23 protein-coding genes are annotated in these 23,791 nt (G+C 59.9%); 10 read left to right on the top strand and 13 right to left on the bottom strand.

The window, feature by feature from the left end:
- Window positions 1–127 precede the first annotated feature (127 nt).
- The gene (locus MEB48_RS15850; RefSeq protein ID WP_007899333.1) at window positions 128–586 is read left to right on the top strand and encodes an Rsd/AlgQ family anti-sigma factor; all 459 of its coding nucleotides are present in this window, start codon (window positions 128–130) and stop codon (window positions 584–586) included.
- Between the two features lie 61 nt (window positions 587–647).
- Here MEB48_RS15850 and MEB48_RS15845 read toward each other — a convergent pair whose 3' ends face one another.
- Window positions 648–1,313, bottom strand: coding sequence for an FKBP-type peptidyl-prolyl cis-trans isomerase (locus MEB48_RS15845; protein ID WP_237885059.1), 666 nt, complete (start codon window positions 1,311–1,313; stop codon window positions 648–650).
- 192 nt (window positions 1,314–1,505) lie between these two features.
- Here MEB48_RS15845 and MEB48_RS15840 point away from each other — a divergent pair, with 192 nt between their 5' ends.
- On the top strand, window positions 1,506–2,606 hold the full coding sequence (locus MEB48_RS15840) for an AlgP family protein (RefSeq protein ID WP_237885058.1): 1,101 nt from the start codon (window positions 1,506–1,508) through the stop codon (window positions 2,604–2,606).
- Here the strand turns inward: MEB48_RS15840 and MEB48_RS15835 are convergent.
- Entirely contained in the window at window positions 2,603–3,067 is a 465-nt protein-coding gene (locus MEB48_RS15835; RefSeq protein WP_237885057.1) for a TIGR02444 family protein, read from the bottom strand. The two genes, MEB48_RS15840 and MEB48_RS15835, sit on opposite strands and share 4 nt — an antisense overlap.
- 50 nt (window positions 3,068–3,117) lie before the next feature.
- Between MEB48_RS15835 and MEB48_RS15830 the strand changes: the two genes are divergently transcribed.
- The 3 genes from MEB48_RS15830 to MEB48_RS15820 all read left to right on the top strand — a co-directional run bounded on the left by MEB48_RS15830 (window position 3,118) and on the right by MEB48_RS15820 (window position 6,479).
- Window positions 3,118–5,028 (top strand): ATP-binding cassette domain-containing protein, encoded by a 1,911-nt coding sequence (locus tag MEB48_RS15830; RefSeq protein WP_237885056.1) that lies wholly within the window; start codon window positions 3,118–3,120, stop codon window positions 5,026–5,028.
- Window positions 5,028–5,609 carry a mechanosensitive ion channel family protein gene (locus MEB48_RS15825; protein WP_095052417.1) on the top strand — a complete coding sequence of 194 codons (582 nt, stop codon included), beginning with the start codon at window positions 5,028–5,030 and terminating at the stop codon, window positions 5,607–5,609. Before MEB48_RS15830 ends, MEB48_RS15825 begins: the two co-directional genes overlap by 1 nt.
- Before the next feature lie 237 nt (window positions 5,610–5,846).
- Complete coding sequence (locus tag MEB48_RS15820) at window positions 5,847–6,479, top strand: LysE family transporter (RefSeq protein ID WP_007899339.1); 633 nt, start codon at window positions 5,847–5,849, stop codon at window positions 6,477–6,479.
- Between the two features lie 160 nt (window positions 6,480–6,639).
- Here MEB48_RS15820 and MEB48_RS15815 read toward each other — a convergent pair whose 3' ends face one another.
- From MEB48_RS15815 to MEB48_RS15800, 4 genes are read right to left on the bottom strand one after another with little or no spacing between them, the layout of a single operon-like run.
- A complete protein-coding gene (locus MEB48_RS15815; RefSeq protein WP_237885055.1) occupies window positions 6,640–7,383 on the bottom strand; it encodes a penicillin-binding protein activator LpoB in 744 nt (247 codons plus the stop codon).
- A 3-nt stretch (window positions 7,384–7,386) separates the two neighbouring features.
- Window positions 7,387–7,974: a penicillin-binding protein activator LpoB gene (lpoB, locus tag MEB48_RS15810; RefSeq protein ID WP_007899345.1), complete on the bottom strand. Its 588-nt coding sequence runs from the start codon at window positions 7,972–7,974 to the stop codon at window positions 7,387–7,389.
- 39 nt (window positions 7,975–8,013) lie between these two features.
- Entirely contained in the window at window positions 8,014–8,385 is a 372-nt protein-coding gene (locus tag MEB48_RS15805) for a YcfL family protein (protein WP_237885054.1), read from the bottom strand.
- 15 nt (window positions 8,386–8,400) lie between these two features.
- Window positions 8,401–9,795, bottom strand: a complete 1,395-nt coding sequence (locus tag MEB48_RS15800) for a COG3014 family protein (RefSeq protein WP_237885053.1) — start codon at window positions 9,793–9,795, stop codon at window positions 8,401–8,403.
- A gap of 329 nt (window positions 9,796–10,124) precedes the next feature.
- On the opposite strand from MEB48_RS15800, the gene MEB48_RS15795 reads away from it, so the two are divergent.
- Window positions 10,125–12,023 carry an FTR1 family protein gene (locus MEB48_RS15795; RefSeq protein ID WP_237885052.1) on the top strand — a complete coding sequence of 633 codons (1,899 nt, stop codon included), beginning with the start codon at window positions 10,125–10,127 and terminating at the stop codon, window positions 12,021–12,023.
- A gap of 202 nt (window positions 12,024–12,225) precedes the next feature.
- Window positions 12,226–12,681, top strand: a complete 456-nt coding sequence (locus tag MEB48_RS15790) for a YaiI/YqxD family protein (RefSeq protein ID WP_237885051.1) — start codon at window positions 12,226–12,228, stop codon at window positions 12,679–12,681.
- 124 nt (window positions 12,682–12,805) lie between these two features.
- Here MEB48_RS15790 and elbB read toward each other — a convergent pair whose 3' ends face one another.
- Window positions 12,806–13,474, bottom strand: a complete 669-nt coding sequence (gene elbB / locus MEB48_RS15785) for an isoprenoid biosynthesis glyoxalase ElbB (protein WP_237885050.1) — start codon at window positions 13,472–13,474, stop codon at window positions 12,806–12,808.
- A 114-nt stretch (window positions 13,475–13,588) separates the two neighbouring features.
- On the opposite strand from elbB, the gene MEB48_RS15780 reads away from it, so the two are divergent.
- Window positions 13,589–14,824 carry a sterol desaturase family protein gene (locus MEB48_RS15780; protein WP_237885049.1) on the top strand — a complete coding sequence of 412 codons (1,236 nt, stop codon included), beginning with the start codon at window positions 13,589–13,591 and terminating at the stop codon, window positions 14,822–14,824.
- On the opposite strand, the gene MEB48_RS15775 is transcribed toward MEB48_RS15780, so the two are convergent.
- Window positions 14,805–15,437 carry a DedA family protein gene (locus MEB48_RS15775; RefSeq protein ID WP_237885048.1) on the bottom strand — a complete coding sequence of 211 codons (633 nt, stop codon included), beginning with the start codon at window positions 15,435–15,437 and terminating at the stop codon, window positions 14,805–14,807. The two genes, MEB48_RS15780 and MEB48_RS15775, sit on opposite strands and share 20 nt — an antisense overlap.
- Window positions 15,438–15,644: 207 nt before the next feature.
- Between MEB48_RS15775 and hemB the strand changes: the two genes are divergently transcribed.
- Both hemB and ppk1 read left to right on the top strand, forming a co-directional pair.
- Window positions 15,645–16,658: a porphobilinogen synthase gene (gene hemB, locus MEB48_RS15770; protein WP_007899362.1), complete on the top strand. Its 1,014-nt coding sequence runs from the start codon at window positions 15,645–15,647 to the stop codon at window positions 16,656–16,658.
- 18 nt (window positions 16,659–16,676) lie between these two features.
- Window positions 16,677–18,899 carry a polyphosphate kinase 1 gene (gene ppk1 / locus MEB48_RS15765; protein WP_237885047.1) on the top strand — a complete coding sequence of 741 codons (2,223 nt, stop codon included), beginning with the start codon at window positions 16,677–16,679 and terminating at the stop codon, window positions 18,897–18,899.
- Window positions 18,900–19,070: 171 nt separating this feature from the next.
- On the opposite strand, the gene ppx is transcribed toward ppk1, so the two are convergent.
- The 5 genes from ppx to MEB48_RS15740 all read right to left on the bottom strand — a co-directional run bounded on the left by ppx (window position 19,071) and on the right by MEB48_RS15740 (window position 23,632).
- On the bottom strand, window positions 19,071–20,573 hold the full coding sequence (gene ppx / locus MEB48_RS15760; RefSeq protein ID WP_237885046.1) for an exopolyphosphatase: 1,503 nt from the start codon (window positions 20,571–20,573) through the stop codon (window positions 19,071–19,073).
- Between the two features lie 208 nt (window positions 20,574–20,781).
- The gene (locus MEB48_RS15755) at window positions 20,782–21,519 is read right to left on the bottom strand and encodes an amino acid ABC transporter ATP-binding protein (protein WP_237885045.1); all 738 of its coding nucleotides are present in this window, start codon (window positions 21,517–21,519) and stop codon (window positions 20,782–20,784) included.
- Entirely contained in the window at window positions 21,506–22,156 is a 651-nt protein-coding gene (locus MEB48_RS15750; RefSeq protein ID WP_237885044.1) for an amino acid ABC transporter permease, read from the bottom strand. The genes MEB48_RS15755 and MEB48_RS15750 overlap by 14 nt, the downstream gene beginning before the upstream one ends.
- On the bottom strand, window positions 22,153–22,824 hold the full coding sequence (locus MEB48_RS15745; protein WP_237885043.1) for an amino acid ABC transporter permease: 672 nt from the start codon (window positions 22,822–22,824) through the stop codon (window positions 22,153–22,155). Before MEB48_RS15745 ends, MEB48_RS15750 begins: the two co-directional genes overlap by 4 nt.
- Before the next feature lie 22 nt (window positions 22,825–22,846).
- Complete coding sequence (locus tag MEB48_RS15740; protein WP_237885042.1) at window positions 22,847–23,632, bottom strand: transporter substrate-binding domain-containing protein; 786 nt, start codon at window positions 23,630–23,632, stop codon at window positions 22,847–22,849.
- Between the last annotated feature and the right edge of the window lie 159 nt (window positions 23,633–23,791).

Below are 23,791 nucleotides of genomic sequence, written 5' to 3'. Positions count from 1 at the left end.
CATAATCTGGCCCGCACGTGTCATTGGATTTATGTTGCTCGAATGACGCTCTGCCTGGCCGATTCTTGATCTTCAAGTGTGCGACAGGTGTAGAGCAGCATGACCCACAAGGGAAGAGAGAATCACCATGCTCGAAAGTTGTCAGAATGCTCAGGAACGTTGGGGTGGAGTGCATCTGCTGATCGATCGCTGGTTGCAGGAGCGTCACGAACTGGTTCGGGCCTATGACGCTCTTGGCGCCAAGCCCGAAGCTTTGGGCGAGAACCGAAAACCGTTGCAGGAATTCTGCGGTGTGCTGGTCGACTACGTGTCTGCCGGGCATTTCGAGATCTACGAACAGCTGACCGGCGAAGCCAAGGCGTTCGGTGATACTCGCGGTCTGGAGTTGGCCGAGACGATTTACCCGCGCATCGACGTCATCACCGAGAAGCTGCTGGCGTTCAACGACCTGTGTGATGCAGGTAAGTGTGTCGCGGAGAAATTCAAGGAGCTGGGTGGCTTGTTGCACGAACGCTTCGAACTGGAAGATTGCCTGATCGAAGTGCTGCACACCGCTCACAAGGAAGAGGATTCGGTTCAGGCCTGAGCCTTATCCAGCAACACCCTCAAAACGGTGCGCAAATGCGCGCCGTTTTTCGTTCCGGCTTTCAGCTTGTAGCACCACGCAATTCGACTTCAAATACCAGCGGTGTGAACGGCGCGATCAGGTCGCCGGCCCCCTCGGCACCATAGGCTTGGGCCGATGGAATCACCAGGCGCCATTTTGCGCCGACCGGCATGTTTTGCAACGCACTGCGCCATCCGCTGATTACGCTATCAAGACTGAACCACTGCGGCTGGCTGTTCTGGTCGAACACTGAGCCGTCAGGCAGACGTCCGACATACAGCACCTGAACCTTGCCGCTCGAACCCGCCTTGGCGCCGGAGCCTGAAGTCAGCTCTGTCAGCAATATTCCATCCGCCAGTTCGCGAACGCCGGGTTTGGCTTTTTCCTCAGCGAGAAAACGTCGCTCGTTTTCCAAAGCCAATTCGCTTTGCGGCACAGGTGATTGCATGGCAACCCGGGCTTCATGCTCGGCCAGAATCTGTTCGATCCGCTCATCTTTCAGTGCCAGCGGCTTGCCTTGATAGGCTTGCTGCAAACCTTCGAGCAGGGCCTGAAGTTGCAGGTCCGGAACCTCCTGGCGCAAGCGTTCGCCAAGGCTTGCGCCCAAGCTGTAAGCGAGATCGTGAGCGTCATTTGCGGCAGTTTTTTCGGCGGCCTGGGCCGCGGAAAAAAACACGCACAGCGATAAGAAAAGGTAGCGCGACATGGGCACTCTCCGACCTGAGATGCGCAGGATTATGCCAGTGGGAATGCGCTCGAAGGTGAACTGGTTTTACCTGAGCGCAGAACTTTTTTGCTCCGTTGCAACGGAGTGCTTTCGATACTGTCAACATGCCCTAGCGGCGGTTGCAGCAGAGGTCTAGTATGAGCCGCATTCACGCCAGCCAGGAGGTAAACCATGTCGGCCACCAAGAAGCCAGTAAATACTCCGTTGCACTTACTCCAACAACTCTCGGGCAGCTTGCTCGAGCATTTGGAAAACGCTTGTTCCCAAGCTCTGGCTGATGCTGAAAAACTGCTCGCCAAGTTGGAAAAGCAGCGCGGAAAAGCGCAGGAAAAACTGCACAAATCCCGGACCAAATTGCAGGACGCTGCGGCGGCCGGCAAAGCCAAGGCGCAAGCCAAGGCCAAAGAGGCGGTGAAAGAACTTGAGGACTTGCTTGATGCCCTCAAGGGTCGCCAGTCCGAAACGCGCAGCTACATCCTGCAACTCAAACGCGACGCTCAAGAAAGCCTGAAACTGGCCCAAGGTGTCGGTCGTGTCCAAGAGGCAGTCGGCAAGGCATTGTCCCTGCGTTCGGCCAAGCCAGCTGCGGCACCTGCGAAGAAAGCTGCCGCCAAACCGGCCGCTGCAAAAGCACCGGCCAAGCCTGCTGCCAAAGCTACGGTGAAAGCCGCCGCCAAGCCAGCCGCAAAACCGGCGGCGAAAAAACCAGTCGCTGCCAGTGCTGCGAAACCAGCGGCTAAAACGACGGCTGCCAAACCTGCCGCCAAGCCAGCTGCTGCCAAAACAGCTGCCGCTAAACCGGCTGCCAAACCCGCCGTGGCAAAAGCTGCACCGGCAAAAACAGCGGCTAAACCTGCTGCCAAGCCAGCCGCTAGAACTGCCGCCGCGAAACCGGCTGCCAAGCCAGCCGCCAAACCTGTCGCGGCTAAAACTGCCGCAGCCAAGCCTGCTGCGAAACCCGCTGCAAAAGCTGCGGCCAAACCCGCCGCTAAACCGGCTGCTAAAACTACTGCTGCGAAACCGGCCGCTGCTGCCAAGCCAGCCACTGCAAAACCGGCTGCAAAACCAGCAGCCAAGCCAGCCGCAAAACCGGCCGTGAAAAAGCCCGTCGCCGCTGCCAAACCGGCTGCTGCGCCAGCGATCAAGCCAGCCACTCCGGCCCCGGTCTCCTCGGCTTCGTCCACGCCTGCAGCAACCACCTCGACCACCACGTCTGCGCCAACGGCAGCCGCGTCGTCGAGCACTAGCACCACCCCAACCAGCGCTTCCTAAGTGCCGGTTACCGCGACGCGCAGCTGATGCAGCGCGTCGCGGTCCAGGTTGGCGGCGCCTGCTGCCACACCTTCGAGCCAGGCCGTTCGTTCGGTCTCCTCACACTGCGGCCAACTCTGTGCCAATCGTTCCAGCCGTGACAACAGATGTCGTTCGGCTTCTATCTCCAGTGATTTTACTTGTTCGCGTAAATCATTCAGCCCGGCATCGTCGCTAGCAGCGGCTTTCCATTGCAGGCGCAAGGCGCGCAACGGTTGCACGACATCCGCGTCCCAAGGCCCGGCTACATCACGAAGCAGCTGCAAGCGTCGTTTGTTGCAGGTGACTCCACGTTCTTCCAGCCACAACCCGCACAGCAGCAGGCACACATTCACGCCTGCCGACTGCAATTGCAGGCAGGCAGTTTCAACGCCGGGACGGGCGTAAGTGCCAAGGGAAAAGCTCCACAGGTCAGAGGACATAGTGCTACTCGCGCCAGTTGTGAGCGAAGCTGGTAGACTCCGCCGCCATTATGATTCGACTTCAGAACCTGACTTTACAGCGTGGCCCGCAACGTCTGCTAGAAGACGCCGAGCTGACCCTGCACGCCGGCCACAAAGCCGGCCTCATCGGTGCCAACGGCGCCGGCAAATCGAGCCTGTTCGCCTTGATTCGGGGCGAACTGCACCCGGACTCGGGTGACTGCTTCTTGCCGGCCGACTGGCGCATCGCCCACATGCGCCAGGAAATCGAGACGCTCGAACGCCTGGCGGTCGACTACGTCCTCGATGGCGACCTGCGCCTGCGCGAGGTGCAACGCGACCTCGCCGCAGCCGAAGCGGCCCATGACGGTGCCGCTCAGGCCCGCCTGCACTCGGAACTCGACAGCGCCGACGGCTACACCGCCGACGCTCGGGCTCGAAAGCTGCTGGCCGGCCTTGGGTTTACCAATGAGCAGATGGATCGGCAAGTAGGAGATTTCTCCGGTGGCTGGCGGATGCGTCTGAACCTGGCGCAGGCTTTGATGTGTCCTTCGGACCTGTTGCTGCTCGACGAACCGACCAACCACTTGGACCTCGACGCCATCATCTGGCTCGAAGAGTGGCTTAAAAGCTACCCCGGCACCCTGCTGCTGATTTCCCACGACCGGGACTTCCTCGATGCCGTGGTCGATCACGTGGCCCACGTCGATCAACGCAAGATCACCCTGTATCGCGGCGGCTATAGCGCCTTCGAGCGCGCCCGTGCCGAACGTCTGGCCCAGCAACAACAGGCCTACGAGAAGCAGCAGGCGCAACGTGCGCATATGGAAAGCTACATCGCTCGCTTCAAGGCCCAGGCCACCAAGGCCCGTCAGGCCCAGAGCCGGATCAAGGCGCTGGAGCGGATGGAAGAGTTGTCCGCCGCGCACGTCGATTCGCCGTTCGATTTCGTCTTCCGCGAATCGACGAAAATTTCCAGTCCGCTGATCGACCTGTCGGATGCTCGTCTGGGTTACGGCGACAAAGCCGTGCTGGAGAAGGTCAAGCTGCAACTGACTCCCGGCGCGCGGATCGGTTTGCTCGGCCCGAACGGCGCGGGTAAATCGACCCTGATCAAAAACCTCGCCGGTGAACTCGAACCGTTGGCCGGTCGCCTGACGCGCGGTGAAAACACCGTCGTTGGCTACTTCGCCCAGCATCAGCTGGATTCTCTCGACTCCAAGGCCAGCCCGTTGCTGCACTTGCAGCGCCTGGCGCCGACCGAGCGTGAGCAGACCCTGCGCGACTTTCTCGGCGGTTTCGATTTCCGCGGCGCGCGTATCGATGAGCCGGTGCTGAATTTCTCCGGCGGTGAGAAGGCGCGTCTGGCCTTGGCATTGATCGCTTGGGATCGACCGAACTTATTGCTGCTCGATGAACCGACCAACCACCTGGACCTGGAAATGCGTCTGGCGCTGACCATGGCCCTGCAGGAATTCAGTGGTGCGGTACTGGTGGTCTCACACGATCGCCATCTGCTCAAAAGCACCACCGACAATTTCTATCTGGTGGCAGACGGCAAGGTCGAGGAGTTCGATGGCGATCTGGAAGACTACGCCCGTTGGCTGGTCGAATACCGTCAACGCAATGCCCCGGTCAGCAACACGCCGGTCAATCCGGACAAGACCGACAAGAAGGCCCAGCGCCAGGCCGCGGCTGCATTGCGTCAGCAGTTGGCACCGCACAAGCGTGAGGCCGACAAGCTTGAAGCCGAGTTGGGCAAGCTGCACGAGAAGCTGGCGAAGATCGATACCAGCCTTGGCGACAGCGACATGTATGAACCGATGCGCAAGAACGACTTGCGTGATCTGCTGGCTGAGCAGGCCAAGCTGAAGGTGCGTGAAGCCGAACTGGAAGAAGCCTGGATGGAAGCGCTGGAACTGCTGGAAAGCATGCAGGCGGAGCTGGAGGCGCTGTCCTGATGGATGCCTTCAAGCTACCGTTGCCGGCGATGTGGGTCGAACCGCTCTGGTTGGTCGTGCAAATCCTGCTGATTCTGCTGGCCGGTTATATCGCCCAGCGCGTCGTCGCTAAATGCCTGACTCGATTGGGCGAGCGCTACCCGTTTCCACCGCAGTTTTTCATGCCGCTGCGCGGCGGTTTGCGCTGGCTGATCATGGGCAGTGCGCTGATCTTTGTGCTGGAGCGCCTTGGTGTGTCGGCCACAGTGCTCTGGACGGCGTTGTCCGGTTTCGTGGCGGTAGCCGCTGTGGCGTTCTTCGCCATGTGGAGCGTGCTGTCCAACCTGCTTTGCGCGATTCTGATCTTTACCGTCGGCCCGTTCCGCATCGGCGATGTGGTCGAGTTGGTGGATACCACCGACAAGCCCGGCGTCAAAGGCCGGGTGGTGGCGATCAATCTGCTGTACACCACGCTGATCGAAGCCGAAGAACTCGGCACCGGCAGCGCCATGGTGCAAGTGCCCAATAGCCTGTTCTTCCAGCGTTCGGTTCGACGCTGGCGTGGCACGGATGTGTTTCCTTCGAACGGGTTCGAAAAATAGAACTCCTGTCGCCTGATACGCCCCTTTCGCGAGCAAGCCCGCTCCCACACTGGATTGATGTGGAACACATATTTTGTGTTCACTGAAGATCCCATGTGGGAGCGGGCTTGCTCGCGAAGGGGCCCGACCGCCATAAACGCTGGTCGGCAGTCGCCATGTGCTGCAAAAAATCGGTAGTCATCGGCCCAAAGGCGCATTAGCTTAGACGTCTGTCACGAGTCTGAGTCGAGGTGTGCGATGGTGCTTCAAACATGGCTGGCGTTTTTTGCCGCCTGTTGGGTGATCAGTCTTTCCCCCGGTGCCGGCGCCATTGCGTCGATGTCCAGCGGTTTGCGCTACGGTTTCTGGCGCGGTTACTGGAACGCCCTGGGTCTGCAACTGGGCCTGGCGTTGCAGATTGCGATTGTCGCTGCCGGTGTGGGGGCAATCCTCGCGGCTTCGGCCACGGCTTTCTATGCGATCAAATGGTTTGGCGTGGCCTATCTGGTCTATCTCGCGGTCAAGCAATGGCGCGCGCTGCCCAATGACATGAGCGACGACGCTGCCATCCGGCAGATCGGCAAGCCGATGGCGCTGGTGTTCCGCGGTTTTCTGGTAAACGTCAGCAACCCCAAGGCCTTGGTGTTCATGCTCGCGGTGCTGCCGCAGTTCATCGACCCCCACGCGCCGTTGGTGGCCCAATACCTGATCCTCGGCGTGACCATGATCTGTGTCGACCTGATCGTCATGGCCGGCTACACCGGGCTGGCGGCCAAGGTCCTGCGATTGTTGCGCACACCCAAGCAGCAAAAACGCATGAACCGCACCTTTGCCGGGTTGTTCATTGGCGCGGCGGCGTTCATGGCGACCTTGCGTAAAGCGGCGGTGTAAAACCTTCAGGCACCAAAAAGGCGATCGGCCGCTAATCGTTCCCATGCTCTGCGTGGGAATGCCTCAACGGACGCTCCGCGTTCGGCCCTTTGGGACGCAGAGCGTCCCTGGCTGCATTCCCACGCGGAGCGTGGGAACGATCAAAATACCTACTGTAATATCAGTGCAGAATTACCGGCGCCGTATCCTGCGGCAGGTTATTGCGCAGCGGCGCTTGCCCCGGCTGCTCATAGCCACCGTCACCGAGCTGTTGGCTCAATTGCGCAGCCACATCCTCACCCAGCGCCTTGGACACATCACGTACCACCCGTGGGCGGTTCAGCGAAATCCTGATATCCCGGCCATTCACCAGTTTGGTGTCCTGACCTTCGCCCATCGCCGTGAAGGCCGAGGTGATTTCAAAGGTCTTGGTGTTGATCAGACTGAAATCCGCCACCAGCGTCAGCCCCAGCACCGCCGAATAGCTGTCGGTGTTGGCCAGCTCGGTCATGTCGCGGGTGAAATCGATGTCTGACACGGTGCCGAACAGCACATAGTCGGCACCCTTGAAACTGCCAGCCTTGATCCGCTTGATCACGTCATACACGTCACCTTTGGACGATGCCGTGTAAGGCGTGCCCTGTACCAGCTGAAACATGCCGGTGCGCAAAATCTCGCCCTTGATGTCGCCGGTGAATTTACGCAGTTCGCCTTTCTCGATGTAGCTGCTGGTTGCTTCGATTTCGTTGTAACTCGAAGAACCGCTGGCGCTGTAGTGATTCGCCTGGAAATTGCTCTGTGCCGAAACGATGTGAATGTATTGCTCCACTCGTTCTTGATACGCCAGATCCGTCACCGCGACTTTCGGGGCCGCTTGCACGCTGAACGCGCAAGCCAGGGCCATCATGCCAATCCATGCGCGCATCGCTTAACGCTCCGTGGTTTTGCGGATCTCTTTTTCGTCCATCCATTCGGCCAGACCGCTTTCAACGTCGATCAATTGCAGGCTGAATTTGTAGAAGACGTCCTTGTAGTCGCTGCTGCGCTTGACGATCGAGCTGATCGAGCCTTCGATGCGATACTGGGCAGCGATCATGTTGCCAGTCTTGGCCACGGTGCTTTTCTTGTACAGGCCGCTCTGGTTTTGCAACTTGAGCTGATCGACCTGGCTTTGCATGGCGGTATTGTCGCTGGCGAAGCGGGCGACGCCGGTCTTCATCAGCTGGGTCTTGATGCTGGTGGTGATTTCGCGGGTATCGATGTACTCGCTGGTCTTGTTCTTCACATCGTAAACCTGAACCACCGGGCGACCTTGCAGGATGCCGGACTGGGCCAGGGAGCGGGTCATGGATTCGGCGATCATTTGCAGGTCGGTAGAACCGAACTCGTTGGTCACGGTTTCCACGGCTTTGGTGTCGCCGTAGCTGATGTTTTTGCTGCCCAGGGTCGGCGAAGTGTTGGCGCAACCGCTGGCCAGGAGGGCGATGACGGCGATGAACGAAAAGCGTGCAAACATGGGAGTGCTCTCTAGAACTGAACGAATAGGGTGTCGGGCTTAAGGCGTTTTGATTTCGAGACGGAAATCCACGGCTTTGGCGGTTGGCGCAATGGCCTGAATGAAACGGGTCTGCTCGCCGTACATCATCTGGCTTTTCCAGGTTTCCTCTTCGGCAACCGGGAAGCCTTCAGGGCCGAGCCAGGCAAAACGGTAGTAGAAGGTCTTGTTGTTGTAGCTGGTGTTGCTCAGCTGCGCATTGACCGTCATGAAGCCGTTTTCCCGGGCCACGCGCATGGCGCCGACCACGATGTTCTTGAGCTTGCCCATGGCCACGACCTTGCTGCCAGCGCTGCCCGGCTCCGGCGGTGGCGGGGTGGCGCAGCCGGCCAACAAGGCCAGGGCGACGACAGCGATGAATTTGAAGCGCATGCAAAGACTCCGTTCTTAAGGTTGTTTGAGGCTGGCCACGGTGGTCGGGTTGGCACTCGGGATCACGTGCGCAGCCAGGCCGCTGGCGAATACTTGATTGCCCACGGCGCGCAGGGTGATGACTTGAAAACGCTGGTCAACGGTGACCTTGACCACCGAGCCGCCCACGGCGCTCGGCAACGTGACGCTATGCTCGCCTTTCTTCAAACGCAGACGCAGCACCTGAGTGTTATCCGGCAGCGTGCGCCACGTACGGGTATCGGCACCTTCGAGCACGGCTGAAGTGATGCCGACTGCAAGGCCCGCCAGCGGGTTGGTTTCGTTGATCTGCTTCTGTGCCACGCCACGGGTGATCGCCCGCATGGTAGTGCGCAGGATGATGCCCGGCATGTCATCACGCAGCGCGCGACGTGACATGGCAGTGGTGCTGTTGAGTTGGGTCAGGTTCAGGTGCTGACCGTCTACGCCGATCTGGGCGAAGGCGGCAGTGGAGGTATCCGCTTTGATGACCGGGAACGATAGCGGCGTGATCACCACGTTGTTGCTGATCGGCAATGGCAGCGGAATGCGGATCGAGTCGCGGGACGGCGCCAGACCGCTTTGCACGACGATCAGAATCTCGCTGTCCTCGTCCTTGACGGGTTTGTCGAGATTCACCAGTGCCTGTTCCAGCAGCGGCGTGTTCGGGCGCAGTTCGATGGCCTTGCGATAACCTGGCGCCGCCAGATCTTTTTCACCCAGGGCTTCATAGACGAAGCCGGCCAAGTAATGGCTGAACGCACTCTGGTAGCTGTTTTTCAGGCTGACCACTTCCGGCGCGTCAAGGCTGGCCACCGGATAACCCTGAAGATCCTTGTACTGGGTTTTGACGCCTTCTTTCTCGGCTTGCTCTTCGCTCTTGAGGTATTCCTTGTCGCGCAGGTCGGCAATTACCGCTTCACGCTCGTGAGTTCTCTTGATCGCGGTGCGCGCGCCGTCGAAGTCGTTCACCGCCAGCAGGTTGAGGGCCATCTGGGTGGTCAGCATGACTTTTTCGTAGTCATAGCCTTCGTAACGACGGACCTTGTCGTTGACCAGGAAGCTGCCGAATTGAGCCAGGTATTTGGCGGTGTCGAGCTTGACCGCGTCTTCCCACTTGCCCACCACCTGATCGGCGCTGGTCCAGGCATTCTGACTGCCGGACAAATCGCCCTTGGCGCGCAACAGTTCGCCCTTCTCGAAGTAATAGAGCAGGTCTTTGTCTTTGCTGGTGTTGTTCTTTTCCAGCAGGGTCAATGCGGCATCGACGTTGCCAGCAGCCAGTTGCTGATTGGTTTGCGCAAGTTCCGAGTCGTAGTTACGAAAGGCCGAGCAGCCGGAAAGCAACGTGATGGCGCTGAGCGCGATCAAGGTTGGGGCACGGAATGCCATAGGGGTAGATCTTCCCTGAAGATAAGCAGCCGCGTGCTGGTCGGGCTGTTGGGACCTATCGGCAGGGAGACTGGCGTCCTGCCAATTCCTCATAAAAAGAGGAGCTTAAATGCCGAATCGCAATAACGACGGCGCGGCATTATAGACAGGGATGATGGCCATTTAATGGCTTTTTAATTGCGCATTTTCAGAGTGGTGCCATTACTTGTTGCACGTCTGAAGCAACCGATTGTGGGTCGTCCTCACAAAAACCGAACACAACAAAGCTTGAGTGAAACTCATTGGAAGTGAACAATGTGTTACTTCGTATTTCCATTTGAGAGTTATTCATGATTGCCTCCTCTCGTTTTCTGGCGTGGCTCCTGCTGCCGATGATCGCGTTCTGCAGCTTCAATGTGCTGGCCGAAACCGCAGAAGGTGCGCCCAAGGCGCTGCATTTGCTCGATTACATTGGCGCCGATTACCCGGCGACGGTCGAGGCGGGCAAGGTCATCGATGAGTCCGAGTATCGCGAACAGCAGGAATTCCTGGAGGTGCTGCAAGGCTTGATCGCCGACTTGCCGGCCAAACCCGAGCGCACGGAGCTGGAGCAGGGCGTCAGCAGCCTTGGCGCTGCGATCGCCGCGCGCAAGGACGGCGCGGATGTCGCCCGTCAGGCGCGGCAACTGGGGGCAAAACTGGCGGTGGCCTATGAAGTCAGCCAGGCTCCGGTCATCACCCCGGACCCGATCCGCGGCGCGCCGCTGTATGCCCAGCAATGTTCGGTGTGTCATGGCGATGCGGGTGCCGGTGATGGCCCGGCAGGTGTTGGGATGACGCCACCGCCGGCCAATCTGCGCGATCCTTCGCGACTGGACCGTCTGAGCCTCTACGCGATCTACAACACGCTGGGCATGGGCGTCGAAGGCACCGACATGCCGGCCTTCGCCGATCAGCTGGATGATCGCCAACGTTGGGACCTGGCGACCTACATCGCCAGCTTTAGCGCCGATCCAGCCGCGGCAAAATCGGAGAAAACCTACAACATTGCCGACCTGGCACGTCAGACGCCAGCCGAAGTGCAGGCCGCCGAAGGTCCGCAAGCGGCCGCGACCTTCCGCGCGCAACGAGCGCAACCGCCGCAGGTCAAGCGTGGCCCGGGGCAGTTGCTGGATTACACGGCAGCCACCTTGGACAAAAGCATCGCAGCCTACCGCGCCGGCGATCACGATCAGGCCTACGACCTGTCGGTAGCGGCGTACCTGGAAGGCTTCGAGCTGGTCGAAAGCTCCCTGGACAATGTCGACGCCAACGTGCGCAAAGACACCGAGAAGTCCCTGATGGCTTACCGTCAGTCGTTGCAGGACGGCTTGCCGGTGACCCAGGCCGAGCAGCGTCTGGAGGCGGCCAAAGCCAAATTGAAAGAGTCCGCTGGCCTGCTCGGCAGTGATGGCTTGAGCTGGTCGCTGAGCTACATTTCCGGTCTGTTGATTCTGTTGCGAGAAGGCCTGGAAGCGATTCTGGTGCTCGCGGCGATCCTCGCGTTCCTGCGCAACACCGGTCAGCAATCGGCGGTGCGCAGCGTCAACATCGGTTGGGGCCTGGCGCTGCTGGCCGGGCTGGCGACCTGGGCGGTGGCGGCGTATGTGATCGACGTCAGCGGTGCCCAGCGTGAACTGCTGGAAGGCGCGACGGCGTTGTTTGCCAGTGTCATGGTGCTCTGGCTTGGCGTGTGGATGCACGACCGTCGCCACGCGGCGGCCTGGCAGGATTACATCAAGAGCAGCCTGGTGAGCGGGGGCGGGCGTTTCGGGTTTGCGATCCTGGCGTTCTTCTCGGTGTATCGCGAGCTGTTCGAAGTGATCCTGTTTTACGAAACCCTGTGGTTGCAGGCCGGTCCGGCAGGGCACAACGCTGTCATGGCCGGCGGGGCGACGGCGCTGGTATTGCTGATCGGTCTGGCGTGGGTGATTCTGCGCGGTTCGGCGAAACTGCCGCTGGCGTTGTTCTTCGGCATCAATGCCGGTTTGCTCTGCGCGTTGTCGGTGGTGTTTGCCGGCCATGGCGTGAAGGCGTTGCAGGAAGCCGGGATCTTTGGCACGCGGCCGGTGCCATTCTTTGACTTCGACTGGCTGGGGATTCACGCTGATGCGTATTCGCTGAGTGCCCAGGCCGTGGCGATCATTGCGATCATCGTGCTGTACAGCCGTAGCCGGATGGCTGAGAAGCGGCGTCTGCCGGTTTATTAAAAGCATTCGCTGTCGCGGGCAAGCCTGTCAGTTAAGCCGCGAAACCTTGTAGGAGCGAGCTTGCTCGCGAAGACGGCAGTACAGTCAACATTGATGTCGCCTGACCTGCCGCTTTCGCGAGCAAGCTCGCTCCTACAGGAGTTTCGCTTGACTGACTGGCATTGGGGCTTGCCCGCGATGCTTTTCAACAGAGGAAAACACTATGCGCGTGTGGATCGATGCCGACGCCTGCCCTCGGGCAGCCAAGGATCTGGTGGTGAAATTCGCCCTCAAACGCCAGTTCGAAGTGGTGCTGGTGGCCGGTCAGCCACAGATCAAACCGGGCCTCGCCCTGGTGAAGCTGATCGTGGTGCCCAGCGGTCCGGATGCCGCCGATGATTACCTGGTGGAAAATGCCCTGCCAGGTGAGTTGGTGATTTGCAGCGATGTGCCGCTGGCGGACCGGCTGGTGAAGAAAGGCGTGGCGGCGCTGGACCCACGGGGCAAGGAGTTCGATGCGCAGAACATGGGCGATCGGCTGGCGGTGCGTAACCTGTTCACCGATCTGCGCGAGCAGGGTCAGATGAGCGGCGGACCGGCACCGTTCGGCGAGCGCGAGAAGCAGGCGTTCGCCAATGCGCTGGACCGGATACTCACCCGGTTGTCGCGCAAGTCTTAAGCAGGACGGTAATGATCGTTCCCACGCTCTGCGTGGGAATGCCTCAATGGACGCTCTGCGTCCGCTTTGGGACGCAGAGCGTCCCGGGCTGCATTCCCACGCGGAGCATGGGAACGATCAGGTCTCAGGCATCGTTTTCGTGGGTCAGTTCCAGCACCCGGTCGACCAGTTTGTTGATGCCTGAAGCGGCCTCGCTGATCGATTGCGCCAGCATGTACGCCGGAGTGCTCACCAGCTTGCGCGCCTTGTCTTCAACGATGTCGGTCACCGCGCACTCGGCATGGGTGGCGCCCATCTTGTTCATCGCAGCGGCGGTATCGGCATCGTTGCCGATGGTGCAGGTCACACCCGGGCCGTAGATCTTTGCGGCCAGGGCCGGCGAGATGCAGATCAACCCCACCGGTTTGCCGGCTTCGGCGAACGCTTCGGTCAACGCCAGGACGTCAGGCTGAACGCTGCATCCGGCGCCTTCGACGGCAAAGTTCGACAGGTTCTTGGCTGATCCAAAACCGCCAGGAACGATCAGCGCATCGAAGTCTTCGACGCTGGCTTCACGGATATCCTTGATGTTGCCCCGGGCGATCCGCGCCGATTCCACCAGCACGTTGCGCGACTCGGGCATTTCTTCGCCAGTCAGGTGGTTGATCACATGCAATTGCGCGATATCGGGTGCGAAACACTGCACCTGGGCACCGCGCTGGTCCAGCCGCAGCAGGGTGATCACGCTTTCGTGGATCTCGGCGCCGTCGTACACGCCGCAGCCGGAAAGGATCACTGCAATTTTTTTGCTCATGGGCTTTTCTCCAGATTCATGGCGTTAAATGTCCACTAATTTGTCACTCGTTGCCATAGGGTTAATTCGGGGCTACACCTAATCTCTGCTGAACGATTCTGATCAGGTCGCGTCATGGACTTCATTCTGTATGCGGTGCCGTTTTTCTTTGTGCTGATTGCCGTCGAGTTGCTGGCCGACCGTTGGCGCGGGGTGAGCAATTACCGCGTGGCAGACGCGATCAACAGCGTCAGCACCGGCGTGTTGTCGACCACCACGGGCCTGTTGACCAAAGGGGTCGGCCTGGTGACTTATGCCTTCGCCCTGAAGCACCTGGCCTTGATTGAGCTGTCGGCCGACAGGGTCTGGGTCTGGGTGTTTGCTTTCGTCTTTTATGACTTCTGCTACTACTGGCTGCACCGCATGGGCCACGAGCGCAACATCCTCTGGGCCGCCCACTCGGTGCATCATCAGAGCGAGGATTACAACCTCTCCACGGCCTTGCGCCAGACCAGCACCGGCTTTCTGCTGAGCTGGATTTTCTACCTGCCCCTGGCCGTGCTCGGCGTGCCGCTGGTGGTATTCGTCAGCGTTGCGGCGCTGAATCTGCTGTATCAATTCTGGGTGCATACCCGGCACATTCCCAAGCTCGGCTGGTTCGAATGGTGCTTCGTCACGCCGTCCAATCATCGGGCTCACCATGCACAGAATGCTCTCTACATGGATCGCAACTACGGCGGGGTGTTCATTATTTGGGATCGTCTGTTTGGCTCGTTTCAGGAGGAGGATGACAACGAACCGGTGATTTTCGGCGTGACCACACCGCTGGCGAGCTGGAATCCGTTGTGGGCGAACGTGCAGTTCTATGTGCAGCTGTGGGATGACGCCCGGCGCGCCGAAAGCGGGTGGGACAAGCTGCGGATCTGGTTCATGCGCACCGGTTGGCGACCGGCGGATGTGGCGGCCAGATATCCGATGAGCAAACCGGACCTGAGCCAGTTCCGCAAATTCGAGGTACCGCTGGACGGGCGCCAGCAGTGGTATGTGGCGCTGCAATTTTGCGTCTATATCGCCTTGGGCAGTTACTTGATGAACCTGGAACAGAGCCTGCCGACGTCGGCCCTGGTGTTGGGCTGGAGTGCCGTAGCACTGGGGTTGTTTGTGTTGGGCGTGGCCCTGGAAAATCGTCCGCAGGCGTTGAAGCTGGAGCTGTTGCGGCTGGCGTCGAACCTGCCGCTGGTGTGGCTGGCGCCAATGGTCGGGCTATGGCCGGGCAGTGCGTTGGCTTGGGTGGGGCTGCTCAGTTACAGCCTGCTCAGCGGTATCGGTCTCTACTGTTGTAGAAACCGCTTCACTCGATGGGCGTCGTAGGTTCGCTCGACTTGGCCTGTTCGGCTTTCAACGCTTGCTCGTCGGCGTAGATCTTCTTCGCCAGACGGGCATTCTTGAAACGCCGGCGCAGCCACAGGCAAAAGCCCAGTACCAGCAAGGCGCCCAGCACCCACAACTCGTACTTCTTGACGCTGCCCAGCATGCCTTCGAGCACTGCGCCGAAGTGATAGGCGGCCGCTGCCAGCGCGGCGGCCCAGATCGCCGCGCCAATCCCGTTGAGCAGCAGATAACGTCCCGGCGGATAGCCTGACAGACCGATCGCCACCGGCATTACGGTGCGCAATCCGTAGACAAAGCGGAAGCTCAGTACCCAGATGTCCGGGTGCTTGCGGATATGTTCCAGCGCCCGATCACCCATCAATTGCCAGCGCGGTTTGCGTGCCAGCAATTTGCGCCCGTGCTTGCGCCCCAGGAAGTACCACAGCTGATCGCCGGCATAACTGCCGAAGAACGCCACGACCACCACCAGATTGATGTCCATGTACCCGCGGAACGCAAGGAAGCCCGCGAGCACGAGAATGGTTTCGCCTTCGAAAAACGTGCCGAGAAACAGGGCAAAGTAGCCGAAGTCATGCAGGAATTGTTGGAGCATTGTCTGGGTGCTGGCGAAATGAACGCGCAGCCTAACCCCTCGGACACATTCAGGAAAGTGTCAAAATGTGTCTCGACGTGAACATTTCCTACAAGGACAATGGAATGCGGCTACGTGTCACGGGGTGCACATAACTGTCATACGTTCGTCATAATGGCCGCTTATAACTGTCACGCTCGCCCGCCAGCGCGGGCTCAGGAGTCTGCCGTGAGCTTTACCCCCGCCAACCGTTTGTTTCCTGCAACCCGTCTGCGTCGCAACCGTCGTGATGATTTCTCGCGTCGACTGGTCCGTGAAAACGTGTTGACCGTCGACGACCTGATCCTGCCGGTGTTCGTGCTGGACGGTGAAAACCGTCGCGAAGCGGTGGCCTCGATGCCGGGCGTCGAACGCCTGACCATCGATTTGTTGCTGGAAGAAGCGGCCAAGTGGGTCGAGCTGGGGATTCCGGCGCTGGCATTGTTCCCGGTGACGCCACCCGAGCTCAAATCCCTGGATGCTGCCGAAGCCTGGAACCCCAACGGCATCGCCCAGCGCGCCACCCGAGCATTGCGTGACCGATTCCCGGAGTTGGGTGTGATCACCGACGTCGCGCTGGACCCGTTCACTACCCACGGTCAGGATGGCATTCTCGACGAGGAAGGCTACGTGCAGAACGACATTACCGTCGACGCACTGGTTAAACAGGCTCTGTCCCATGCCGAAGCCGGCGCTCAGGTGGTGGCCCCGTCGGACATGATGGACGGTCGCATCCAGGCGATCCGCGAAGCGCTGGAGCTGGCCGATCACGTCAATGTGCGGATCATGGCTTACTCGGCCAAATACGCCAGCGCCTATTACGGCCCGTTCCGCGATGCGGTGGGCTCGGCACTGAACCTGGGCAAGGCCAACAAGGCCTCCTATCAGATGGACCCGGCCAACAGCAACGAAGCCCTGCACGAAGTGGCCGCGGACTTGTCAGAAGGCGCGGACATGGTCATGGTCAAGCCAGGCATGCCGTATCTGGACATCCTTTACCGGGTCAAAGAAGAATTCAAAGTACCGACCTTTGTCTATCAGGTCAGCGGCGAATACGCCATGCACATGGCGGCAATCCAGAATGGCTGGTTGAGCGAAGGGGTTATCCTCGAATCCCTGACCGCTTTTAAACGTGCAGGCGCTGATGGCATCCTGACTTACTTTGCCGTCCGTGCCGCTCAATTGTTACGAGAGCAAAAATAGCCCTCCCAGGAACATTCGATGAATACCGAAGGACTCACTGAAGTTGCCGTAAAAGATGCTCAACCTGTGGTGGAGAAAATCGCCGAAACCCCGCCGGAGCTGGAGCCTGCTCCACCCGCGGTGGTGGCCGAGCCCGTTGTGGCGGCGCCAGCGATTGCCATTCCCGGCCTGGATGACAGCAGCCTGTACATCCATCGTGAGCTCTCGCAATTGCAGTTCAACATTCGCGTGCTGGAACAGGCGCTGGATGAGTCCTACCCATTGCTGGAGCGGCTGAAGTTTCTGCTGATTTTCTCCAGCAACCTTGACGAGTTCTTCGAGATTCGTGTGGCCGGCCTGAAGAAGCAAATCACCTTCGCCCGTGAACAGGCCGGCGCCGATGGCCTGCAACCGCACCAGGCCCTGGCCCGCATCAGCGAATTGGTGCACGGTCACGTTGATCGCCAATACGCAATCCTCAACGACATTCTGTTGCCGGAACTGGAAAAACATCAGGTCCGCTTCATCCGTCGCCGCTACTGGACCACTAAGCTCAAGACCTGGGTTCGTCGTTATTTCCGCGACGAAATTGCGCCGATCATTACCCCGATCGGCCTCGATCCGACGCACCCGTTTCCATTGCTGGTGAACAAGAGCCTGAACTTCATCGTCGAGCTCGAAGGCATCGACGCCTTCGGTCGCGACTCTGGTCTGGCGATTATCCCGGCACCGCGTCTGCTGCCGCGGATCATCAAGGTGCCAGAAGAAGTTGGCGGCCCCGGCGACAACTATGTGTTTCTGTCGTCAATGATTCACGCTCACGCCGATGACCTGTTCCAGGGCATGAAGGTAAAGGGGTGCTACCAATTCCGTCTGACCCGAAACGCCGACCTGGCGGTCGACACCGAAGATGTAGAAGACCTGGCCCGCGCCTTGCGCGGCGAGTTGTTCTCCCGTCGCTACGGTGATGCGGTGCGGCTGGAAGTGGCCGATACCTGCCCGAAACACTTGTCCGATTACCTGCTCAAGCAGTTCAACCTGCATGAAACCGAGCTGTATCAGGTCAATGGCCCGGTCAACCTGACCCGGCTGTTCAGCATCACCGGCCTGGACAGTCATCCTGAACTGCAATACATGCCGTTCACCCCGCAGATCCCGAAACTGCTGCAAAACAGCGAGAACATTTTCAGCGTGATCAGCAAGCAGGACATCCTGCTGCTGCACCCGTTCGAATCGTTTACTCCGGTGGTCGACTTGCTGCGCCAGGCCGCCAAGGACCCGCATGTATTGGCGGTTCGTCAGACGTTGTATCGCAGCGGCGCCAACTCGGAGATCGTCGATGCACTGGTAGACGCTGCGCGTAATGGCAAGGAAGTCACGGCGGTGATCGAATTGCGCGCGCGGTTCGACGAAGAATCCAACCTGCAACTGGCCAGCCGTCTGCAAGCGGCCGGTGCGGTGGTAATTTACGGCGTGGTCGGCTTCAAGACCCACGCCAAGATGATGCTGATTTTGCGCCGCGAGGCTGGCGAGATTGTCCGCTATGCCCACTTGGGTACTGGTAACTACCACGCGGCCAACGCCCGTCTGTACACCGACTACAGCCTGCTGACCTCCGACGATGCCTTGTGCGAAGACGTCGGTAAATTGTTCAGCCAGTTGATCGGCATGGGTAAAACCCTGCGCATGAAGAAACTGTTGCACGCGCCGTTCACGTTGAAGAAGGGCATGCTCGACATGATTGCCCGGGAGACGCAGTTCGCCCTCGACGGCAAGCCGGCGCACATCATCGCCAAGTTCAACTCGCTGACCGATCCGAAGGTCATTCGCGCGTTGTACAAGGCCAGCCAGTCCGGGGTGCGTATCGATCTGGTGGTGCGCGGCATGTGCTGCCTGCGCCCAGGCATCGCCGGCGTCTCGCATAACATCCACGTGCGCTCGATCATCGGTCGTTTCCTGGAGCACACCCGGGTCTTCTACTTCCTCAATGGCGGCGAAGAGCAGATGTTCCTGTCCAGTGCCGACTGGATGGAACGCAACCTCGACAAGCGCGTCGAGACCTGCTTCCCGGTCGAGGGCAAGAAGCTGATTTTGCGGGTCAAGAAAGAGCTGGAGCTTTATCTGACCGATAACACCCACAGCTGGAGTTTGCAGTCGGACGGTCGCTACATCCGCAACACGCCGACCGGCAACCAGAACCCGCGCAGTGCCCAGGCAACCTTGCTTGAGCGTTTGGGCAGCCCGATTCTCGCTGTTCGTTAACCTCGGCGTAGCGTAAAAAATGGCGATCCCCGCGGATCGCCATTTTTGTTTTCACCGACGCTCTCTGTAGGAGCTGGCTTGCCAGCGAAGGCGTCTCTTGCATCACCGCAAGACTCAAGGACGCCTTCGCCGGCAAGCCGGCTCCTACAGGAGGCATGTTCCAACAAACGATTACCGGGCGTTGAGCACAATGTCCACGCGGGTGAGCCATTCCGCTTCGATGGCGAAGTCGGCCTGGGTCAGCTGGTTGTCCTCCAGCCAGTGCTCTGGAAACAACACATCCAGGCTGTCACCGTTGGCGTGCAGCACGACTTGTGGCATTTCCTGGGTGCCGCGGATGTGATGGAACAGAATCGCAAAACGCAGCAGCACGCACAGGCGAATCAGCCTGATGCCGTCGTCGCCGAATTCGGCGAACTTGTCTTTGGGAATGTTGCGTCGGTGGCCCCGCACCAGCAGCGCGAGCATTTGCTGGTCTTCGCGTGAGAATCCGGCCAGGTCCGAGTGCTCGATCAGGTAAGCGCCGTGCTTGTGGTACTGATAGTGGGCGATGTCCAGACCCACTTCATGGACCTTCGCCGCCCAGCTCAGCAGTTCGCGCCAGACGCCATCATCCAGCCCCCAATCCTCGGCGACCTGATCGAAAGCATGCAGCGCCTTGCGTTCGACTCGCACGGCTTGTTCCAGGTCGACATGGTAACGCTCCATCAGCGAGCTGAGTGTGCGCTCACGGACGTCTTCGTGATGATGACGGCCCAGCAGGTCATAGAGCACGCCTTCGCGCAGGGCACCTTCACAGTGATCCATGCGTTGCAGTTCGAGGGAGTCGAAGATCGCTTCGAGAATCGCCAGCCCGGCGGGGAAGATCGCCCGACGGTCGGGCTTGATGCCTTCGAAATCGAGTTTATCGACATCGCCGAGTTTGAACAGCTTGCGCTTGAGCCAGGCCAGGCCTTCGGCATTCACTTCGCCAGTGCCATGCCCGCCGGCCTTCAGCGCCAGGCCAATGGCGCGAATGGTGCCCGAGGAGCCGATGGCTTCATCCCAGGTCAGGCGGTGCAGGGCGTGTTCGATGCTCATGATCTCCAGCCGCGCCGCCGTGTACGCCTGGGCGTAACGGGCCGGGGTGATCTTGCCATCCTTGAAATAGCGCTGGGTGAAGCTGACGCAGCCCATTTGCAGGCTTTCGCGCAGCAACGGTTCGAAGCGCTGGCCGATGATGAATTCGGTACTGCCGCCACCAATGTCGGTCACCAGGCGTTTGCCCGGCGTGTCGGCGAGGGTGTGGGAGACGCCGAGGTAAATCAGGCGCGCTTCTTCACGGCCGGAGATGACTTCTACCGGGTGACCAAGGATTTCTTCGGCGCGGCGGATGAATTCGGCGCGGTTACGGGCTTCGCGCAGGGCGTTGGTGCCCACGATCCGCACGGCGCCGGGCGGCATACCGCTGATCAGTTGGGCGAAACGCTTCAGGCAATCGAGCCCGCGCTGCATGGATTCTTCGCTGAGTTGACGTTCTTCGTCGATGCCGGCGGCCAGCTGAACCTTCTCCCCGAGACGTTCGAGAATACGGATTTCGTCATTCTGGGCCTTGGCCACGACCATGTGAAAGCTGTTGGAGCCCAGATCGATTGCGGCGATCAGGGACAGATTCTTGGCTTGGGATTGCGGCATGGTCAGAGGGTCTCGGTCGATAACCTCGACATCCTGCCACGATCAAACGCTGCCGCCAACGCGTAGTGTTCAAAGCATTGATCCGGCACACCCTGTCTGCCCTGATCGTTCCCACGCTCCGCGTGGTAATGCCTCAATGGACGCTCCGCGTCCGCTTCTGGGACGCGGAGCGTCCCGGGCTGCATTCCCACGCGGAGCGTGGGAACGATCAGTTGGCGTGTTCAACCGTCCCAATGAAATTCGCCAGCTCCGCTGTCTGCGGGTTAGCAAACAACACCTTCGGATCCCCCACTTCATGCACCTTGCCATGGTGCATGAACACCAATTTGTCCCCCACCTCGCGGGCAAAGCGCATTTCATGGGTGACCATGATCAGCGTCATGCCCTCCTTGGCCAGTTGCCGGACCACGCTCAGCACCTCGTTGACCAGTTCCGGATCGAGGGCCGAGGTGATTTCGTCGCATAGCAGCACTTTCGGTGACATGGCCAACGCCCGGGCAATCGCTACCCGCTGTTGCTGACCGCCAGACAGTCGATCCGGGAAGGCATCGAACTTTTCCCCCAGCCCGACCCGTTCCAGCATCTGCCGCGCCAGTTCGGTGGCTTTGGCTTTCGGCACTTTCTGCACCACTTGCGGCGCGAGCATGACGTTTTCGCCCACGGTCAGGTGCGGGAACAGATTGAACTGCTGGAACACCATCCCGACTTTCTGCCGCAGGCTGCGCAAGTCGGCGCGGGCGGCGTCGAGGTATTCGCCGTCGACTTCGATCACGCCGTCGTTGATCGACTCCAGACCATTGAGGGTGCGCAGCAAGGTGGATTTGCCCGAACCGCTGCGGCCGATGATCGCCACCACCTGGCCTTCGTCGACACTCAGGTCGATGCCTTTGAGCACATGGTGATCGCCGTAATATTTATGCAGGGCGGAAATTCTAAGCAGAGGCATGCAGTCTCCTTTCCAGATAGCGCGCACTGAGGGACAAGGGGTAGCAGAGCAGGAAGTAACCGAGCGCCACCAGGCCGTAGACCATGAAGGGCTCGAAGGTCGCGTTGGCGAGCATGCCGCCGGTCTTGGTCAGTTCGGTGAAGCCGATGATCGAGGTGACGGCGGTGCCTTTGACCACTTGCACCGAGAAACCCACGGTCGGCGCCACGGCGATGCGCAGGGCTTGCGGCAGGATCACGTAACGCAATTGCTCCAGCGGATTGAGCGCCAGACTCGACGAGGCTTCCCACTGGCCGTTGGGGATCGAGTCGACGCAACCGCGCCAGATCTCCGCCAGGTAGGCGCTGGTGAACAGCGTCAAGGCAATCGCCGCGGCCATCCACGGCGAAATCTCCAGACCGGCCAACGCCACGCCGAAGAACACCAGAAACAGCTGCATCAATAGCGGCGTGCCCTGGAACAGTTCGATGTAGGTGCGGGCGAAGTTACTGGGCAGGGATTTTTTTGAGATCCGCATCACCATGATCAGCAAACCGATCAGCCCGCCACCGATAAACGCCACCAGCGACAACGCCAAGGTCCATTGCAGGCCTGTGAGCAGGTTGCGCAGGATGTCCCAGAAGGTGAAATCGCTCATTGGCTGCTGCTCCTGGCTATGTAGCGCCGGCCGATCCAATTCAGCAATTGGCGGATCAGCAGCGCCATGCACAGATAGATCAGTGTGGTCAGGGCATAGGTTTCAAAGGCGCGGAAGTTGCGCGATTGAATGAAGTTGGCGGCGAAGCTCAACTCTTCGGTGGCGATCTGCGAACAGACCGCAGAGCCGAGCATCACGATGATGATCTGGCTGCTCAGGGCCGGCCAGACCTTGCCCAGCGCCGGCAGCAGAACCACATGGCGGAAGGCTTCGAAGCGCGTCATCGCCAGGGCGGCTGCGGCTTCCAGCTGCCCACGGGGGATCGCTTGAATGCCGGCGCGGATGATCTCGGTCGAATAGGCACCCAGGTTGATCACCATCGCCAGCACCGCCGCCTGCCATTCGGAAATCTGCAGGCCCAGCGACGGCAAACCGAAGAAGATGAAAAACAACTGCACCAGGAATGGCGTGTTGCGGATCAACTCGACGTAAACCCCGAAAATGCTGGCGAACGGGCGAATGTTCCACGCCCGCACCAGCGCTCCGACGATGCCCAGACCGACCCCCAGCACCGCGCCAATGGCCGTCAACTCAAGGGTGAACAGCGCACCGCGCAGCAGCAGGTCGGTGTTTTCCACCACCGGCAAGAAATCGAACTGATAAGCCATAAATCGTCTCCCGCGCGAACGATCAGAGATCGGCCGGCAGCGGCTCTTTCAGCCAGGTTCGCGAATTTTTTTCCAGCGCACCATCAGCCTTGGCCGTGGTGAGGATGTCGTTGACCTTGCCCAGCAGCGCCGGCTCGTTCTTGTTCACGCCAACGTAAACCGGCGAGTCCTTGAGCTTCACTTTCAATGCCGGCACGCGTTTCGGGTTTTTCTCGCTGATCGCCACCATCACCACGTTGCCGCTGGCAATCAGGTCGACTTGCCCCGCGAGGTAGGCGGCGATGGTCGAGTTGTTGTCTTCGAAGCGTTTGATGATCGCGCCTTCGGGGGCGACTTTGGTCAGTTCGATGTCTTCGATGGCGCCCCGGGTGACGCTGATGGTTTTGCCCTTGAGATCGTCCAGGCCCTTGATGGCGGCGTCTGGTGGGCCGAACACGGCGAGGTAGAAGGGTGCATAAGCACGGGAGAAGTCGATGACTTTCTCGCGCTCAGGGTTCTTGCCGAGGCTGGAAATCACCAGGTCGACCTTGCCGGTGGTCAGGAACGGAATGCGGTTGGTGCTGTTGACCGGGGTCAGTTCGAGTTTGACCTTGAGCTGGTCGGCCAGCAGTTTGGCGGTGTCGATGTCCAGGCCGCGAGGTTTCATGTCCGGGCCGACCGAGCCGAACGGCGGAAAGTCCTGGGGCACGGCGACTTTGAGGGTGCCGCGCTTGACCACATCCTCCAGACCGTCGGCGTGGGCGGGTGCCTGGCTCAGCATCAGGCTGGCAAACAGGGCGGCGAGGAGGGCGCTGTAACGCATGGTCATGGCAAATCTCCGGATCGGCGGGAAGTGATTTTCTGCGGATCGACAGAGCACGGGCCATGCCAAGATTGGTTTTTGGGGGGCGCAGGCCACGGTTTTGCTGGTGTCGTACGGTCTTACTGGTCTGAACAGTTGGGTGGCATTTCGCACCCTGATGGCGCA

It is taken from the genome of Pseudomonas sp. PGPR40 (genome assembly GCF_022014505.1).
Classification (GTDB): Bacteria; Pseudomonadota; Gammaproteobacteria; order Pseudomonadales; family Pseudomonadaceae; genus Aquipseudomonas.
The sequence above is the reverse complement of the archived record's forward strand: the minus strand, read 5'-3'. Positions and strand labels throughout refer to the sequence as shown.

Bases quoted from the DNA above. Each gene is read 5' to 3' on its own strand.
- MEB48_RS15775 (WP_237885048.1), bottom strand. From the start codon at position 15,437: ATGCTCCAACAATTCCTGCATGACTTCGGCTACTTTGCCCTGTTTCTC.
- MEB48_RS15850 (WP_007899333.1), top strand. From the start codon at position 128: ATGCTCGAAAGTTGTCAGAATGCTCAGGAACGTTGGGGTGGAGTGCAT.
- MEB48_RS15740 (WP_237885042.1), bottom strand. From the start codon at position 23,632: ATGACCATGCGTTACAGCGCCCTCCTCGCCGCCCTGTTTGCCAGCCTG.
- MEB48_RS15795 (WP_237885052.1), top strand. From the start codon at position 10,125: ATGATTGCCTCCTCTCGTTTTCTGGCGTGGCTCCTGCTGCCGATGATC.
- MEB48_RS15825 (WP_095052417.1), top strand. From the start codon at position 5,028: ATGGATGCCTTCAAGCTACCGTTGCCGGCGATGTGGGTCGAACCGCTC.
- ppx (WP_237885046.1), bottom strand. From the start codon at position 20,573: ATGCCGCAATCCCAAGCCAAGAATCTGTCCCTGATCGCCGCAATCGAT.
- MEB48_RS15745 (WP_237885043.1), bottom strand. From the start codon at position 22,824: ATGGCTTATCAGTTCGATTTCTTGCCGGTGGTGGAAAACACCGACCTG.
- MEB48_RS15755 (WP_237885045.1), bottom strand. From the start codon at position 21,519: ATGCCTCTGCTTAGAATTTCCGCCCTGCATAAATATTACGGCGATCAC.
- MEB48_RS15800 (WP_237885053.1), bottom strand. From the start codon at position 9,795: ATGGCATTCCGTGCCCCAACCTTGATCGCGCTCAGCGCCATCACGTTG.
- MEB48_RS15815 (WP_237885055.1), bottom strand. From the start codon at position 7,383: ATGCGCGCATGGATTGGCATGATGGCCCTGGCTTGCGCGTTCAGCGTG.
- MEB48_RS15830 (WP_237885056.1), top strand. From the start codon at position 3,118: ATGATTCGACTTCAGAACCTGACTTTACAGCGTGGCCCGCAACGTCTG.
- MEB48_RS15750 (WP_237885044.1), bottom strand. From the start codon at position 22,156: ATGAGCGATTTCACCTTCTGGGACATCCTGCGCAACCTGCTCACAGGC.
- MEB48_RS15835 (WP_237885057.1), bottom strand. From the start codon at position 3,067: ATGTCCTCTGACCTGTGGAGCTTTTCCCTTGGCACTTACGCCCGTCCC.
- MEB48_RS15845 (WP_237885059.1), bottom strand. From the start codon at position 1,313: ATGTCGCGCTACCTTTTCTTATCGCTGTGCGTGTTTTTTTCCGCGGCC.
- ppk1 (WP_237885047.1), top strand. From the start codon at position 16,677: ATGAATACCGAAGGACTCACTGAAGTTGCCGTAAAAGATGCTCAACCT.
- MEB48_RS15790 (WP_237885051.1), top strand. From the start codon at position 12,226: ATGCGCGTGTGGATCGATGCCGACGCCTGCCCTCGGGCAGCCAAGGAT.
- MEB48_RS15820 (WP_007899339.1), top strand. From the start codon at position 5,847: ATGGTGCTTCAAACATGGCTGGCGTTTTTTGCCGCCTGTTGGGTGATC.
- lpoB (WP_007899345.1), bottom strand. From the start codon at position 7,974: ATGTTTGCACGCTTTTCGTTCATCGCCGTCATCGCCCTCCTGGCCAGC.
- MEB48_RS15840 (WP_237885058.1), top strand. From the start codon at position 1,506: ATGTCGGCCACCAAGAAGCCAGTAAATACTCCGTTGCACTTACTCCAA.
- MEB48_RS15780 (WP_237885049.1), top strand. From the start codon at position 13,589: ATGGACTTCATTCTGTATGCGGTGCCGTTTTTCTTTGTGCTGATTGCC.
- MEB48_RS15805 (WP_237885054.1), bottom strand. From the start codon at position 8,385: ATGCGCTTCAAATTCATCGCTGTCGTCGCCCTGGCCTTGTTGGCCGGC.
- elbB (WP_237885050.1), bottom strand. From the start codon at position 13,474: ATGAGCAAAAAAATTGCAGTGATCCTTTCCGGCTGCGGCGTGTACGAC.